This is a genomic window from Streptomyces sp. NPDC026522, from assembly GCF_055567555.1.
In genome coordinates, this window is the sequence record NZ_JBVHQF010000010.1 from 25,555 (window position 1) to 39,964 (window position 14,410).

General features: G+C 72.8%; 13 protein-coding genes. 5 read left to right on the forward strand and 8 right to left on the reverse strand.

Annotated features, from left to right (window positions below):
• Positions 1 to 53 precede the first annotated feature (53 nt).
• The gene (lysS, locus tag ACZ4M3_RS24825) at positions 54 to 1,781 is read left to right on the forward strand and encodes a lysine--tRNA ligase (RefSeq protein WP_467736098.1); all 1,728 of its coding nucleotides are present in this window, start codon (positions 54 to 56) and stop codon (positions 1,779 to 1,781) included.
• Positions 1,782 to 1,862: 81 nt separating this feature from the next.
• Here the strand turns inward: lysS and ACZ4M3_RS24830 are convergent, their stop codons facing one another.
• From ACZ4M3_RS24830 to ACZ4M3_RS24840, 3 genes are all read right to left on the reverse strand, one after another.
• Positions 1,863 to 3,161, reverse strand: a complete 1,299-nt coding sequence (locus ACZ4M3_RS24830) for a DUF2637 domain-containing protein (RefSeq protein ID WP_467736100.1) — start codon at positions 3,159 to 3,161, stop codon at positions 1,863 to 1,865.
• 122 nt (positions 3,162 to 3,283) lie between these two features.
• Positions 3,284 to 4,153 carry a DUF3558 family protein gene (locus tag ACZ4M3_RS24835; RefSeq protein ID WP_467736102.1) on the reverse strand — a complete coding sequence of 290 codons (870 nt, stop codon included), beginning with the start codon at positions 4,151 to 4,153 and terminating at the stop codon, positions 3,284 to 3,286.
• A gap of 194 nt (positions 4,154 to 4,347) precedes the next feature.
• Positions 4,348 to 5,202, reverse strand: a complete 855-nt coding sequence (locus ACZ4M3_RS24840) for a DUF3558 domain-containing protein (protein ID WP_467736104.1) — start codon at positions 5,200 to 5,202, stop codon at positions 4,348 to 4,350.
• A 194-nt stretch (positions 5,203 to 5,396) separates the two neighbouring features.
• Between ACZ4M3_RS24840 and ACZ4M3_RS24845 the strand changes: the two genes are divergently transcribed.
• Positions 5,397 to 6,596, forward strand: coding sequence for an RtcB family protein (locus ACZ4M3_RS24845; RefSeq protein ID WP_467736106.1), 1,200 nt, complete (start codon positions 5,397 to 5,399; stop codon positions 6,594 to 6,596).
• Between the two features lie 21 nt (positions 6,597 to 6,617).
• On the opposite strand, the gene ACZ4M3_RS24850 is transcribed toward ACZ4M3_RS24845, so the two are convergent.
• Positions 6,618 to 7,205 carry a dihydrofolate reductase family protein gene (locus ACZ4M3_RS24850; RefSeq protein ID WP_467736108.1) on the reverse strand — a complete coding sequence of 196 codons (588 nt, stop codon included), beginning with the start codon at positions 7,203 to 7,205 and terminating at the stop codon, positions 6,618 to 6,620.
• 139 nt (positions 7,206 to 7,344) lie between these two features.
• Positions 7,345 to 8,106 (reverse strand): SDR family NAD(P)-dependent oxidoreductase, encoded by a 762-nt coding sequence (locus tag ACZ4M3_RS24855; protein WP_467736110.1) that lies wholly within the window; start codon positions 8,104 to 8,106, stop codon positions 7,345 to 7,347.
• A gap of 159 nt (positions 8,107 to 8,265) precedes the next feature.
• Here ACZ4M3_RS24855 and ACZ4M3_RS24860 point away from each other — a divergent pair, with 159 nt between their 5' ends.
• A complete protein-coding gene (locus ACZ4M3_RS24860; protein ID WP_467736112.1) occupies positions 8,266 to 8,760 on the forward strand; it encodes a hypothetical protein in 495 nt (164 codons plus the stop codon).
• A gap of 16 nt (positions 8,761 to 8,776) precedes the next feature.
• On the opposite strand, the gene ACZ4M3_RS24865 is transcribed toward ACZ4M3_RS24860, so the two are convergent.
• The 3 genes from ACZ4M3_RS24865 to ACZ4M3_RS24875 form a co-directional block, all read right to left on the reverse strand.
• Complete coding sequence (locus ACZ4M3_RS24865) at positions 8,777 to 10,288, reverse strand: FAD-dependent monooxygenase (RefSeq protein WP_467736114.1); 1,512 nt, start codon at positions 10,286 to 10,288, stop codon at positions 8,777 to 8,779.
• A 21-nt stretch (positions 10,289 to 10,309) separates the two neighbouring features.
• Entirely contained in the window at positions 10,310 to 11,104 is a 795-nt protein-coding gene (locus ACZ4M3_RS24870; protein ID WP_467736116.1) for a Mut7-C RNAse domain-containing protein, read from the reverse strand.
• A gap of 462 nt (positions 11,105 to 11,566) precedes the next feature.
• The gene (locus ACZ4M3_RS24875; RefSeq protein WP_467736118.1) at positions 11,567 to 12,052 is read right to left on the reverse strand and encodes a carboxymuconolactone decarboxylase family protein; all 486 of its coding nucleotides are present in this window, start codon (positions 12,050 to 12,052) and stop codon (positions 11,567 to 11,569) included.
• Between the two features lie 173 nt (positions 12,053 to 12,225).
• Between ACZ4M3_RS24875 and ACZ4M3_RS24880 the strand changes: the two genes are divergently transcribed.
• Positions 12,226 to 13,137 carry an RNA polymerase sigma-70 factor gene (locus ACZ4M3_RS24880; RefSeq protein WP_467736120.1) on the forward strand — a complete coding sequence of 304 codons (912 nt, stop codon included), beginning with the start codon at positions 12,226 to 12,228 and terminating at the stop codon, positions 13,135 to 13,137.
• A gap of 127 nt (positions 13,138 to 13,264) precedes the next feature.
• Entirely contained in the window at positions 13,265 to 14,401 is a 1,137-nt protein-coding gene (locus ACZ4M3_RS24885) for a serine hydrolase domain-containing protein (RefSeq protein ID WP_467736121.1), read from the forward strand.
• Positions 14,402 to 14,410: the final 9 nt, after the last annotated feature.

Genomic DNA, 14,410 nt, shown 5'->3' on the forward strand with positions numbered 1-14,410 from the left:
CGTTCCGTCTGGGAGAATGGCGTAAGCCAGCATTCGAGATAGAAGGACGTGTCGTGGCTCAGAGCAGCACCGAGACCGACTGGGTCTCCCGTTTCGCGGACGAGGTCATCGCCGAGGCGGAGCGCCGAGCACCCGGCAAACCTGTCGTCGTCGCGTCCGGACTCTCCCCGTCCGGCCCGATCCACCTGGGCAACCTGCGCGAGGTCATGACCCCGCACCTGGTCGCCGACGAGATCCGCCGCCGGGGCATCGAGGTCCGGCACGTCCTGTCCTGGGACGACTACGACCGCTACCGCAAGGTGCCGGCGGGCGTCGAGGGCGTGGACGAGAGCTGGGCGCAGCACATCGGCAAGCCGCTGACCGCCGTCCCGGCCCCGGCCGGGTCCGCGTACGGCAGCTGGGCCGAGCACTTCAAGGCCGCCATGGTCGAGTCGCTGGCCGAGCTGGGCGTCGAGTACGACCCGATCAGCCAGACCGAGCAGTACACGACCGGCGTCTACCGCGAGCAGGTGCTGTTCGCGATGAAGCACCGCGCGGACATCGACGCCGTACTCGACCAGTACCGCACGAAGCAGAAGCCGGGCGGCAAGAAGCCGCAGCAGAAGCCGGTGGACGAGGCCGAGCTGGAGGCCGCCGAGGGTTCGGGCGCCGCCGCCGAGGACGACGGCAGCGCCGAGGGCGCGGAGTACTTCCCGTACAAGCCGTACTGCGGTGCCTGCGGCAAGGACTTCACCAAGGTCACCTCGTACGACGACGCGACCACGGAGCTGACCTACGTCTGCACCGAGGACGAGTTCACCGAGACGGTCGCGCTCAGCGAGTTCAACCGCGGCAAGCTGGTCTGGAAGGTCGACTGGCCCATGCGCTGGGCCTACGAGGGCGTGATCTTCGAGCCCTCCGGCGTCGACCACTCCTCGCCCGGCTCGTCGTTCCAGGTCGGCGGACAGATCGTGCACATCTTCGGCGGCGAGCAGCCGATCGGACCGATGTACGCGTTCGTCGGCATCAGCGGCATGGCCAAGATGTCGTCCAGCAAGGGCGGGGTCCCGACCCCGGCCGACGCGCTCAAGATCATGGAGCCGCAGCTGCTGCGCTGGCTCTACGCGCGCCGCCGCCCGAACCAGTCCTTCAAGATCGCCTTCGACCAGGAGATCCAGCGGCTGTACGACGAGTGGGACAAGCTGGAGGCCAAGGTCGCCGACGGCTCCGTGCTGCCGGCCGACGCGGCCGCGCACACCCGCGCCGTACGGACCGCTGCCGGTGAGCTGCCGCGCACCCCGCGCCCCATGCCGTACCGCACGCTCGCCTCGGTGGTCGACATCACCGCCGGGCACGACGAGCAGACCCTGCGCATCCTGTCCGACCTGGAGCCGGAGCGGCCGCTGGCCTCGCTGGACGAGGTCCGGCCGCGGCTGGACCGCGCCGAGAACTGGATCACCACCCAGGTCCCGGCCGACCAGCGGACCCTGGTGCGCGAGGAGCCGGACACCGAGCTGCTGGCCTCGCTGGACGACGAGGGCCGGGAGTCGCTGCGGCTGCTCCTGGAGGGGCTGGACTCGCACTGGTCGCTCGACGGGCTGACCACGCTGGTCTACGGCGTGCCGAAGGTGATGGCCGGGCTGGAGCCCGACGCCAAGCCGACGCCGGAGCTCAAGGTCGCGCAGCGCACGTTCTTCGCGCTGCTGTACCGGCTGCTGGTGACCCGGGAGACCGGGCCGCGGCTGCCCACGCTGCTGCTGGCGGTGGGGGCGGACCGGGTGCGCAAGCTGCTGGCCGCCTGAACCCCCGTAGGACGTGAGAAGGGCCCGTAGCCCCGGTGGCCACCGGGGGTACGGGCCCTTCCGCCGTGCTGGTGGGGCCGCTTACGCGATGTGCTCGTTCTCCAGGTCGCGCTGGTAGCGGAGCTTGAGCTCCGGCATCAGGCGACGGATCATCGAGGCGCTGCGCGGGTGCACTATCCCGTGGCGGTCCGAGAGGTGTATGTCCACCTGCTCCGGGGTCGGGAACTGCGAGTGCTCGTCGAGGAAGCCGCGGAACACCTCGTAGGCGGCCTCCGTGAACTTCACCTCGTCGATGTCCGCGTCCGGGGCGGTCTCCGGCTCCGGGGCGGGGGCCTGGTCCTGCTGGTCCGGGCCGGCCGGAGCCATGACCGGGGTCGGCTCCAGGCCCTCGACGTACTGGGGGTTGTAGCCGCCCTCGTACGCCGCCTGGGGGGCCAGGGGCGCGGCGAACCAGGCGCTGTTGTGGGCCGCGGGCATGGCGGTCGGCTCCACCGCGAAGGGCAGCTGGGCGGGGAGCGGGCCGGGAACCACGGGCTGCGGGGCGGCGGGCTGGTCGCCGGGGGCGCCGGGGGCTTCGGGCGCCCGGCCCTGCGGGGCGGGGGTTCCGGGCGCCTGGCCGTGCGGCGCCGCTTCGAGGGCCGGGGCCGCGGGCTCCGCATCCCCTTCCACCTCGGCCGGGGGCAGCAGCAGCGGCTCGATGCCGGCCGCGGCGAGACCCGTCGGGGCCGTCTGGGCGAGCGGCACGCCGATACGGGCCAGGCGCAGCGGCATCAGCGCCTCGACGGGGGCCTTGCGGCGCCAGGCGCGCCCGTAGCGGGCCTGGAGGCGGGCCTGGTAGATCAGCCGGTCCTGCTCCATGCCGACCGCCTGCTCGTACGAGCGCAGCTCCCACAGCTTCATCCGGCGCCACAGTTTGAAGGTGGGGACGGGGGAGAGCAGCCAGCGGGTGATCCGGACGCCCTCCATGTGCCGGTCGGCGGTGATGTCCGCTATCCGGCCCACCGCGTGCCGGGCCGCCTCGACGGTGACCACGAACAGGATCGGGATCACGGCGTGCATGCCGACACCGAGCGGATCCGGCCAGGCCGCCGCACCGTTGAACGCGATCGTCGCGGCGGTCAGCAGCCACGCCGTCTGGCGCAGCAGCGGGAACGGTATGCGGATCCACGTCAGCAGCAGGTCGAGCGCCAGCAGCACGCAGATGCCGGCGTCGATGCCGATGGGGAACACCAGCGAGAAGTTGCCGAAACCCTTCTTCAGGGCCAGCGCGCGCACCGCGGAGTACGAACCCGCGAAACCGATGCCCGCGATGACCACGGCTCCGGCGACCACGACACCGATGAGTATCCGGTGCGTACGAGTCAGCTGCATCGCGGCCACCCGTGATCCCCTCCCCTTCGACGTGCTACGAGCTGCTGCCGGGAGCTGTGACGAGCCCGGGCAGGCACAGAGTACGGGTGACTGGATGTCAGCCCTACCGCTGCCCCCGCCTCCGCCGTTTCCTACTGCCCCGCGGACTTCGAGGGCTCCGGGGACTTGGACTCCTGCGCCGACTGCGACGGCTGCGGGGCGCCGCCCTGGGGCGCGCCCTGTCCGGGGGCGGGCTGGCTCGCGGCGGGCTGGTCGGCGGGCTGGCCGGGGGCCGGCTGGCCGGTGCCGGCGGCCTCGACCGAGGCGGCCGTCTCCTTGGCGGCGGCGATGGCGTCCTGGAGCAGTTTGCCCTGGTCCGGGGCGGCCGCGCCCTCGTAGGCGGCGCCGTTGTAGTCGAGGGTGATCACGACGTTCTTGTCGCGTACGACGACGGTGGTGTTGAAGAAGTCCACGTCCTTCTTCACGCCGTAGGCGACGGACGTGCCCTGGTCGCCGATCCCGCCGGCCTGCTCCACCTTGACGTCGTGGGCGCCGTCGACCTTCTTCGCCGTCTCGACCTGCTTGTTGTACTGGTCCTCGGCGCGCTTGTTGCCGCTGCCGAGGGTGGCGTGGGAGTCGTAGCGGACCAGCGAGATCGACAGCCAGTGGTACTGCGAGCCCTTGAGCCCGTCCTCGTCGAGGCCGTTCCAGGAGCAGCTGGCCCGGCTGGAGAGGTCGTTCGACTTCGTCGCGGCGCCGTTCTTGTCCTTCGCCTTGGGCACGAGGGCGTCGACGGTCTTCGGCTGCACCGCCTTGCAGGGCTCCGGCAGCGTGCTGAACGCCACCTTCTCCAGGGTGGGCGTCTTCTTCCCGCCCGGCTTGGAGGATGCGGAGGAATCGGACTTCTTGCCGTCCGAGCCCGAGGCCTTGCCCGAATCGGAGGAGCATCCGGCGACGGTGAGGATCACCGGGACGGCTGCGCAGGCGAGAACGCGGGTGAGGCGCGAGGCTGATCGGTGCATGGTTCCTTCAGTCGTTGGGGCCGTCTCACGGGCCTTCTTACGGCCTTCGTGCGGGCCTTGCTGCGGCCCTTGCTGCGGCCCTTGGTGTCGGCGCGGTTCGGGCGCGGGACTCGAACAACGGTAGCCCGACCCGGCGCCCGGCTGCTGTGCGCGCCGTCACGCGGGGCGCGCGCGCCCCCTTCCGGCGCGTACGGTCAGTCGTTGAAGCGCTCGACGAGCGCCTGCGCCAACTGCCGCACCTTGTCTTGGGTTTCCGTGCTGGAAGGGGCGGCGCCGGGCTGGGCGGGCTGGACGCTGTACTCGATGGTGACGATGACGTTCGAGGTACGGAACACAGTGCGCACGGTGCGCGACTGGGCGGTGCTGGTACCGGCCGGGCTCAGCTTGTCCTCGATGTACGCCTCGTTGCCGAGCCCCTCCAGGACGCGCGAGCCGAGCTCGGGCGCGGCGCTGGGGCTGGGGCTGGGGCTGGCACTGCCGCTCGGGCTGCCGGCGGGGCTGCCGGCGGGGCTCGGGGGCGTGCTGGGGGCGGCGGGTGCGGCGGGTGCGGCGGGTGCGGAAGGCGTCGCCGTGGCGCCGGGGAACGGCAGGTGCGCGTCGGTGAGGCGGCGTACGTACACCTGCCGCGCCTTGTCGTCGTCGCTCGCGGCGGCCCGGTCGTACGAGACCACGCGCTCGAAGCCGATGGACAACAGCCGGGTGTCCGAGGGCGTCTGCGCGGTCCACCTACAGCCGACGCGCCGGTCGGCGTCGTACGAGGCGTCCGCGGTCCCGGCGTAGAGCTGCTCGCGCTGCTCGTTTGTGAGGCTCTCGTCGGCCGGGAGCATGGCCCGCAGCCGCTTGGCGTCGACGGCCTTGCACGGCGCGGGGAGGTAGCGGTACTTCCCCGGCTGCGCGGGCAGGGCGGTGCTGCCGCCGGCCTTCGCGTCGGTGGTGGTGCCGGGCTTGCTCGTCTCGGTGCACCCGGTGAGGCCGGTGACCCCGGCCACGAGCGCGGTGAGCATCGCGACGCCTGGCAGGGCCCGCCGTCGTACTGCCTTGCGCTGCACGTCCCATGGCTCCCTTCGGCCGGCCGGCTGCCCGGCGGTCAGGAAAATTGCTTTGCCGTGGCTGGGGCACGGCTGGACACAATGTCTATCGCACACGCTGGTGCCGGCGCCGGTTCCTTGTCCGCTTTGGAGCCATGAGCGAGGCTTTTTGCGTATTCCGACTTTCCTGTGGTTAACGGGGTTTTGAGGCTGTTATGTCGTATGTAGAGGTGCCCGGGGCGAAAGTTCCGATCCGGATGTGGACCGATCCCGCGTCGGTCGAGGACCACGCGATGCAGCAGCTGCGCAACGTGGCGACGCTCCCGTGGATCAAGGGCCTGGCCGTCATGCCGGACGTCCACTACGGCAAGGGCGCCACGGTCGGTTCGGTGATCGCGATGAAGGACGCGGTCTGCCCGGCGGCGGTCGGCGTCGACATCGGCTGCGGCATGTCGGCGGTGCGGACCTCCCTCACGGCGAACGACCTCCCGGGCGACCTGTCGGCGCTTCGGTCGAAGATCGAGCGCGCGATCCCGGTGGGTGTGGGCCTGCACAAGGAGCCCGTGGACCCGCAGCGGCTGTACGGGTTCGGGGCGAAGGAGGCGGCCTACGACGACCTGTGGCAGCGGTTCGACTACCTCGCCGATGCGGTCAAAAACCGCCGGGAACGGGCTGCAAAGCAGGTCGGAACGCTCGGTGGGGGAAACCACTTTGTCGAGTTCTGTCTCGATCAGTCCGGTTCCGTCTGGCTCATGCTGCACTCGGGTTCCCGCAACATCGGCAACGAGCTGGCGAACTTCCACATCGAGGTGGCCCGCGGGCTCTCCCACAACCAGGGTCTGGTCGACCGGGACCTGGCCGTGTTCCTGGCGGCGACCCCGGAGATGGAGGCGTACCGCAGTGACCTCTTCTGGGCGCAGGAGTACGCGAAGTTCAACCGCGCCGTGATGATGAGCCTGTTCAAGGAGGTCATCCGCAAGGAGTTCCGGAAGGCCAAGGTCTCCTTCGAGCAGGAGATCAGCTGCCACCACAACTACGTGGCGCAGGAGCGGTACGACGGCATGGACCTGCTGGTCACCCGGAAGGGTGCGATCCGCGCCGGCAGCGGTGACTTCGGGATCATCCCCGGCTCGATGGGGACGGGTTCGTACATCGTGAAGGGACTCGGCAACGAGAAGTCCTTCAACTCGGCCTCGCACGGCGCCGGCCGGAAGATGAGCCGGACGGCGGCGAAGAAGCGCTTCTCCGCCCGGGACCTCGCGGAGCAGACCCAGGGCGTGGAGTGCCGTAAGGACTCCGGCGTCGTGGACGAGATCCCGGGCGCGTACAAGTCGATCGAGCAGGTCATCGACCAGCAGACCGACCTGGTCGAGGTGGTGGCCAAGCTCAAGCAGGTCATCTGCATCAAGGGCTAAGGCGGAGCCCCGGCGTCGTGGTTACTGGTCGGACGCCTTGGCGTAGGTGAGGACGAGGTTTCCGCCCGGGAACGACTGGCTGTCGGTGAGCCGGAAGGTGCGGGGCGCGAAGTCGGCCCGGAAGAGCGGGATGCCGGTGCCGGCCACGATCGGGTACTGCTTGACGATCAGTTCGTCGATCTCGGGCAGGAGTTGGCCGGCCAGGTCGGCGCCGCCGCAGAGCCAGATGCCGAGTCCGGACTCCTCCTTGAGCCGGCGGACCAGCTTCACCGGCTCCTCGGCCGTGATCTCGACGGCCGGGTCCGGGCTGGCGGGGAGCGAGCGGGAGAGGACGATCTGGTGGAGGTGGGGGTACGGGCTGGTGAGCCCCTGGGCCAGGCCGGGGGCGTACGTACCGCGGCCCATGAGCACGGTGTCGAAGCGGGCGTTCGGCGCGTCGGCGACGCCGAGGGCGGCGCGGGCGGGCGCCGGGAAGGTGTCGGCGTACTCGGTGAGCAGGTACGGGAGGTAGTCCTCGGTGAGGTGCGGCATGAAGAAGTCGAAGTCGCCGTCGGGGGCGGCGATGAAGCCGTCGATGGTGGTGCCGACGAAGTAAGTGAGCTTGCGCATGGGGGTCCGTTCCCTCGGCCTGAATTTACTCCGACAGTAATTCAGGCCGAGGGGACGGGTGTTCACCCGGGGGCCGGCCCGCAGCGTCGCCGGGTGCGCGCCCGGCAAGGCGCGCGGCCCCGCTCGCGCCGCGGCGGGCTCAGAGCTCGCGGTGGACCTTCGTGTTCGAGGCCTGGGCGCGGGGGCGGACCACCAGGAGGTCGATGTTGACGTGGCTGGGGCGGGTCACCGCCCAGGTGATGGTGTCGGCCACGTCGTCGGCGGAGAGGGGGTGCGCGACGCCCGCGTACACCTTCTCGGCCTTCTCCGCGTCGCCCCGGAAGCGGGTCTTCGCGAACTCCTCCGTCTTGACCATGCCCGGGGCGATCTCGATGACGCGCACGGGCTGCCCGACGATCTCCAGGCGGAGCGTCTCGGCGAGGACGCGGGCTCCGTTCTTGGCGGCGACGTAGCCGGCGCCGCCCTCGTACGTGGAGTGCCCGGCCGTGGAGGACAGGACGACCACCGTGCCGTCGCCGGAGGCGACGAGGGCCGGCAGGAGGGCCTGGGTGACGTTGAGCGTCCCGATGACGTTGACCTCGTACATCGTGCGCCAGTCGGCCGGGTCGCCGGTGGCGACGGGCTCGGCCCCGATCGCCCCGCCGGCGTTGTTGACGAGCACGTCGCAGCGCTGGAGGGCGGCCGCGAAGGCGTCCACCGCGGCGCGGTCGGTGACGTCGAGGGCGTGGGCGGTGGCCTCGTGTCCGGCGTCGGCGAGCTCGGCGGCGAGGGCCTCGATACGGTCCTTGCGGCGCGCGGTGAGGACGACGTGGTAGCCGGCCGCCGCGAGCTGCCGGGCGGTGGCCGCGCCGATGCCGCTGCTCGCGCCGGTGATGACGGCGGTCCGGGTGGCGGGGCTCATGGGCGTGCTCCTCGTTCGTCGTTCGTTCGTACGGGCGATTCCCGGCCAGCATAGGCCGATGGCACGGTGCCGCTGGTTGGCCGCCGGAACGGGCCGCGGCGCGCCCTCGTTCGTGTGATGGTCCGACCGGTGGGTGTCCGGGCGGTCTAGCGTTCGCGCGTGGAGGTGGTTGCGGTGCGCCGTGGTGCCGTACGGAGTGTGGTGGTGGCCGGCCTGCTGGTGCTGGGCGGCGTCGGGAGCGCGGGCAGTGCCGGGGCCCGGGCGCCCGAGCCCGAGGCGGACGTCTCGTACCACGGCCGGGTCCAGCTGGACCGGGGGCAGCTGCGGGTGTGGCTGGTCCCGCACAACGAGGGGCCGAACGCGGTGGCCGACGCCACGCTGCGGGTACGGCTGTCGGTGGACCTCGGGGACCGGCAGGAGCTGGCCGAGGGCTGTGCTCGGGCGGGGCGGCGGGAGGTGGTCTGCGAGACCGGCCCGCTGCCCGCGCACGGGCAGGGGCGGCACATCGGGCTGCTGCTCGGGCTGCGGGAGCGGGTTCCGGAGGTGGTGGTGCGGGTCGACACCTGGTGGGACGGCGGCGCCTCCGACCGCAACAGCGGCAACAACGAGCACGCGGTGCTGGCGCTGGACACGGGCGACGCGTACTCGTTCTGAAGACTGCTCCGGGTGGCTACTCCTGCGGGGGCTGCTCCTTGTGCGGGGCGGCGGGTTGCGGGAGGAGCCAGGACGCGACGGCGGCGGCGGTGGCGGTGTCGTCGGCCCGCTCGGAACTCCAGGCGACGTAGCCGTCGGGGCGTACCAGGACGGTCGCCGTACGCCGCCCGGTGGGCCAGTGGTGGTGGGCGAGCGGGCTTCCGGGCGGGGTGGGCCGGCCGGGCGGGGTGATGAGGACGAAGCCGCCGGTGCGCAGGGCCTCGTAGAGGCGCAGGCCGTCGGCGAGGGGCAGGTCGGGGGCGCGGCGGCCCGCGGTGGTGGGGCGGCGGGTGCCCGGCGGGGGCGGGTAGGCGATCGCGGTGCCGGAGATCATGCCGAGGGCGCGTTCCTGGGCGGGGCGGAGCCGGGCGAGGAGCGCGGCGCCGAGGGCGCGGGCGGCGCGGCGGGCGGGGTCGCTGACCATGGCGGTGCGGACGAGTGCGCCGCTCGCGCGCAGGACGAGGCGGCCGACGGGGTGGCGTTCGCGGTGGTAGCTGTCGAGGAGGGCCTCGGGGTCGGGGCTGTGTCCGCCCAGGACGGCGGCGAGCTTCCAGGAGAGGTTGGCGGCGTCCTGGAGGCCGGTGTTCATGCCGAGGCCGCCGGCCGGGGAGTGCACGTGGGCGGCGTCCCCGGCGAGGAACACGCGGCCGACGCGGTACCGGGGGACCTGGCGCTCGTCGCTGTGGAAGCGGGACATCCAGCGGGGGTCGTGCATGCCGTAGTCGGTGCCGAGGGCGGCGCGGGTGATGGTGCGCAGTTCTTCGAGGCCGACGGGGTCGGTGTCGGCGGCGCGGCCGTGGCGGTGCCAGGCGATGGCGCGGTACCAGCCGTCGCCGAAGGGGACGACGAGGGCGAAGGCGTCGGCGCTGCCGTTGACGGCGAGGAAGTCCTCGGGGGGCCGGGTCAGCCGTACGTCGGCCAGGACCATGGAACGGACGACGGCCCGGCCGGGGAAGGGGAGGCCGAGGGCCTGGCGGATGGTGGAGCGGACGCCGTCGGTGCCGACGACGTGGCGGGCGGTCTGGCGTACGGGGCCGGTGGGGGTGGCGATGTCGAGGGTGACGGTGTCGTCGTCCTGGTGGAGGCCGGTGACTTGCCAGTCATATCGGATGACCGCCCCTGTGGACAGCGCTCGGCGCTCCAGCAGTTTCTCTGTCTCATATTGGGGGGTGACCAGTACGAAGGGGTAGCGGGAGCGCAGCCGTTGAAGGGAGAGGGCCATGCCACCGAAGGGGCGTAAGCGGTCGATCCGTCGGCCGGTGGAGACGAGTTGGTCGGCGACGCCGCGCGCGTCGAGGAGTTCGAGGGTGCGGGCGTGGACGGCGAAGGCCCGGGTCAGATTGGCGGCGGTGCGGGGGCGTCGCTCGATGAGGGTGACGGAGAGGCGGGCGGCGGCGAGGTCGCCGGCGAGCAGGAGCCCGGTGGGGCCGGCGCCGACAACGGCGACGTCGACAACGGCGTTGGGGGTGTGGTCCTCAGCGGCAGTCATGCCTCGGCAGTCTGCCGCACGTCACGCGGCGGCGTCACCGTCGCCATGGCTGTTGCCGCCGGTGTTGCCGCTGTTGTTGCCGAACTCCGCCAGGGCGTCGGAGACGATCCGCTCCAGGCGGGCGTGGTGGGCGCCGCGCCAGTACACGCGTTCGCAGTCGGTGCACTGGGCGAACACGTCGTAGGAGCGCTGCGTGCCGTGCTGGAGGCGGTCGCCCACGCTGCCCTTGTCGGCCTGGCGGAGCGGTCCGTTGCAGGCGGTGCAGCGGGTCCAGGGTGCGAGGGGCGGGGCGAAGCGGCTGAGTACGTCGCGCAGTTGTTCGTCGGGGTTGTCGCTGTAGACGTACGCCCCGGCGAAGATCTCCCGGCGGCGCAGCAGGCCGCGGTCACGGGAGAGCAGGATGCGGTGCTCGGCGGCGGAGCGGGTGGCGAGGGCGGGGTCGCCGATGTCCTCGTTCTCGTAGGCGGCGTCGACACCGAGCAGGCGCAGACGGCGGGCGAGCGTGCCGAGATGGACGTCGAGGAGGAACCGGAGGGGGGTGGTGCCGTCGTCGCTGTGCTGCGGGATCCGCTGGGGGCGGTCGACGCCGAACACCTCGACCAGCTCACCTGCTTGGGGCACGTACGAGACGGGCACTTCGTGGCCGTCGACGAGCAGTCGGCCGACCTCGGTGAGCGGGACGCCTGCGGACTCGACGACGTGCCCGAGGCTGGAGGCGCCGTCGGTCACGGTGGGAACCCGCTCGGCCCGCCGGCTGGGCGCGGCGAAGACGTGCAGTTCGGGTGCGAGGGTGAGCTGAATGCCGGGTCCGTTCACCCTGCCAGCATGCCATTGGCCTCCGGCGACCGGCTGGGAATTTCGGGCCCCGGCCGCGGTGCGCCGTGCCCTCGGGCAGCTCCGGCCCGGCGGGCGCGTTCGCCGCCCGTGGTCCCGGCGCTGGAGACGGAGACCGCGGCGGCCCTCGGGATGCGCACCGGGCGGAGCGCGGTCGCCCTGCCTCCGGGCAGCGCCGACACGGTGGCCCCAGCGGGCAGCCCTGCCGCGGTCGGGCGGCCCCAGCCCCGCCCCCCATCCGCCGACGGTGAGGGGCTGGGGCTCCGCCCGGACGCGCGCCGCGCACGGCGGGGCAAATCCAGCCTCGCCGGCGTTTGAGGCGCGGGGTGCGGGGCGGAGCCCCGCGAGGTCCGGGCGGAGCCCGGAGGCGCTTGCGCGGCGGCGCAGCGGCCGATCAGGCCCCGGCCCCGCCCGGCACCCGCCGCGACCGCGACCGGCGCGGGGTCAGCCGAGGGCCGCGGCGAACATGCCGGGCTCGTAGGAGCCACCCTGCTGGTGGACGATCACCGCGAGCCGGTTGGCCGCGTTGATCAGGGCGACCAGGCAGACCAGCGCAGCGGTCTCGTCGTCGTCGTAGTGCTTGCGCACCTCGGCCCAGGTCTCGTCGGACACGCCCTGGTGGGCGTCGGCGAGCCGGGTGCCCTCTTCGGCGAGGGCCAGCGCCGCCCGCTCGGCGTCGGTGAACACGGTGGACTCGCGCCACGCGGCGACCAGGTGGAGCCGGACCGCCGTCTCACCGGCGGCCGCGGCCTCCTTGGTGTGCATGTCGATGCACCAGCCGCAGCCGTTGATCTGGCTGGCGCGCAGCGACACCAGCTCCTGCGTGGACTTCGCCAGCGGCGACTGCTGGGTCACCAGGCCGGTGTTGGCGAACCGCTTGGCGAACTTGAGCGCGATCTCGTTCTCGAACAGGTTGAACCGGGTTTCCATGACGTCGTCCTCACTCGTGGTGTTGCCGGGACGCACAAGAGATGCCGGCGGCCCGCTCCGTGTGACAGGTGCGGCCCTGTGACGAGCGCCACGGCGCAGCGGTGTCACAGACTCCGGGGGAGCGGCGTCTTGTGCGCGTGTCAGCGTCGGAGCGAACGGGCGAGGAGCAGCCGGTGGAGAACGGACAGCACAGCGAGCGAGCAGTGGGCCCGGACCCCGCCACCGAGGCGTTCGTCGCCCACCGCAACCTGCTGTTCACCGTCGCCTACGAGATGCTCGGCTCGGCCGCCGACGCGGAGGACGTGCTCCAGGAGACCTGGCTGCGGTGGGCGGGCGTCGACCTCGCCGCGGTGCGGGACCGGCGGGCGTACCTGGTCCGGATCACCACCCGCCAGGCGCTGAGCCGGCTGCGCGCGCTCGGCCGGCGCAAGGAGACGTACGTCGGCGAGTGGCTGCCCGAGCCGCTGCTGACCGCACCGGACGTCGCCGAGGACGTCGAGCTGGCCGACAGCGTCTCGATGGCGATGATGCTGGTCCTGGAAACGCTCGCGCCGACCGAGCGGGCGGTGTTCGTGCTGCGCGAGGTGTTCGACCTGGGCTACGACGAGATCGCCGACGCCGTCGGCAAGAGCCCGGCCGCGGTCCGCCAGATCGCCCACCGGGCGCGCGCACACGTCGCGGCGCGCCGACCGCGCGGGGCGGTGTCGCCGACCGAGAGCCGCGACGCGTTCGAGGCGTTCCGGCGGGCGGTCGAGACGGGTGACATCCAGGGCCTGGTCGACCTGCTCGCGCCGGACGTGGTCCTCCTCGGCGACGGCGGCGGGATCAAGCAGGCCGTCCTGCGGCCCGTCGTGGGCGCCGACAAGGTGGCCCGGCTGCTGGCCGCCGGCCTGGGCAGGCTCACCGCGGCGTCGCTGCGGCCGGCCCACGTCAACGCCCACCCGGCGCTGGTCCTGCACCTCGCAGGCGAACTCGACACCGTCCTGGCGCTGCGCATGGACGAGGGCCTGATCACCGGGCTGTACGCCGTGCGCAACCCCGAGAAGCTGTCCCACATGCGCCGGGCGACGGCCCTGCGCCGCTGACCGCGCGCACGAGCACCCGCCCGGGGGACCCGGCGGACGGTCCGGCGCGGCGACGGGCGGGCCGTGCCCGCGCTGGCCACGCTAAGTGCGGAGATCACCACCGCCCAGCACGACCCCGGAGGCAGAGATGACCCAGGCCGTACCGTTCACGACCGCCGAGACCCACGGGCTGCGCGACACGCTGGCCGAGACCGTCGCCGCCCGCGCCACCCCCGGCGGTGTCGTCGTCTGCGGTACGGCCGCGGGGGAGCGGACGGTGATCTCCGCCGGGGTGGTCTCCCCGTACACCAACCCCAAGGCCCCGGACGAGAACACCGTCTACGACCTGGCCTCGCTGACGAAGGTCACCGCCACCTGGCCGCTCGTCGGCCGCGCGGTCGCGGACGGGCTGCTCGACCTCGACACCCCGGTACGGGCGTACCTGCCGCCGATGGAGGGCCACATGCCCAGCGGCGAGGCCACCATGCGCCAGCTGCTGTCGCACACCTCCGGTCTCCAGGCCGCCACCCGTCTCGACCTGTACGACCTCACCTCGCGGCCGTTGCACGAGCTGATCTGCCACGAGCTGATGGAGAGCCTGCCCGGCACCCACCGCTACATCAACCGCGGCTACATCCTGCTCGGCCTGGCCCTCGCGCACGTCGGCGGCGAGCCGCTGGACCGGCAGGCCGCGGCCTTCTGGGCCGAGCTGGGCATGGGCCGCACCAGTTACGGTCCGGTCCCCCAGGCGCCCGACGTCGCGCCGACCGAGCACCCCGACGGCCATGACCGCCTCTGGGGCTGGGTGCACGACGAGAACGCGGCGACGATGGGCGGGGTGGCCGGCCACGCCGGGGTGTTCGCGCCCGCCGCCGACCTCGCCACGTACGCGGAGCACCTGCTCGGCGGACACCAGCGCCCCAGCTACCCGAGCCCCAGTCACGCGAGCCCCGCCCACGGTGACCCGGCCCACCCGGACCCGGCCCACCCGGACCCCGCCCACCCGGACCCCGCCCACGCCGACGCGAGCCCGCTCTGCCGGTGGCTGCGCGAGAGCCTCGCCCCGCAGGCCGAGATCGAGCCGGGCCTCTACCGGGGCCTGGGCTGGGTCCTCGCCGCCGGCGGAACGGTGGCCTACCACCACGGCTTCACCGGAACGAGCCTCTACCTCGCCCCCGCCACCGGCCGCTACGTGGTCATCGCCACCAACGCCGTCCACAACGGCGCCCCCCGCGTCCGCCTGGCCCCGCTGCGCGAACGCGCCCTCAAGACCCTGACCGGGTGAGACCGCGCG

Excerpts from the sequence above, each read along its gene's own strand:
- ACZ4M3_RS24875 (WP_467736118.1), bottom strand. The coding sequence starts at position 12,052 with ATGGAAACCCGGTTCAACCTGTTCGAGAACGAGATCGCGCTCAAGTTC.
- ACZ4M3_RS24850 (WP_467736108.1), bottom strand. The coding sequence starts at position 7,205 with ATGCGCAAGCTCACTTACTTCGTCGGCACCACCATCGACGGCTTCATC.
- ACZ4M3_RS24865 (WP_467736114.1), bottom strand. The coding sequence starts at position 10,288 with ATGACTGCCGCTGAGGACCACACCCCCAACGCCGTTGTCGACGTCGCC.
- ACZ4M3_RS24885 (WP_467736121.1), top strand. The coding sequence starts at position 13,265 with ATGACCCAGGCCGTACCGTTCACGACCGCCGAGACCCACGGGCTGCGC.
- ACZ4M3_RS24855 (WP_467736110.1), bottom strand. The coding sequence starts at position 8,106 with ATGAGCCCCGCCACCCGGACCGCCGTCATCACCGGCGCGAGCAGCGGC.
- ACZ4M3_RS24835 (WP_467736102.1), bottom strand. The coding sequence starts at position 4,153 with ATGCACCGATCAGCCTCGCGCCTCACCCGCGTTCTCGCCTGCGCAGCC.
- ACZ4M3_RS24845 (WP_467736106.1), top strand. The coding sequence starts at position 5,397 with ATGTCGTATGTAGAGGTGCCCGGGGCGAAAGTTCCGATCCGGATGTGG.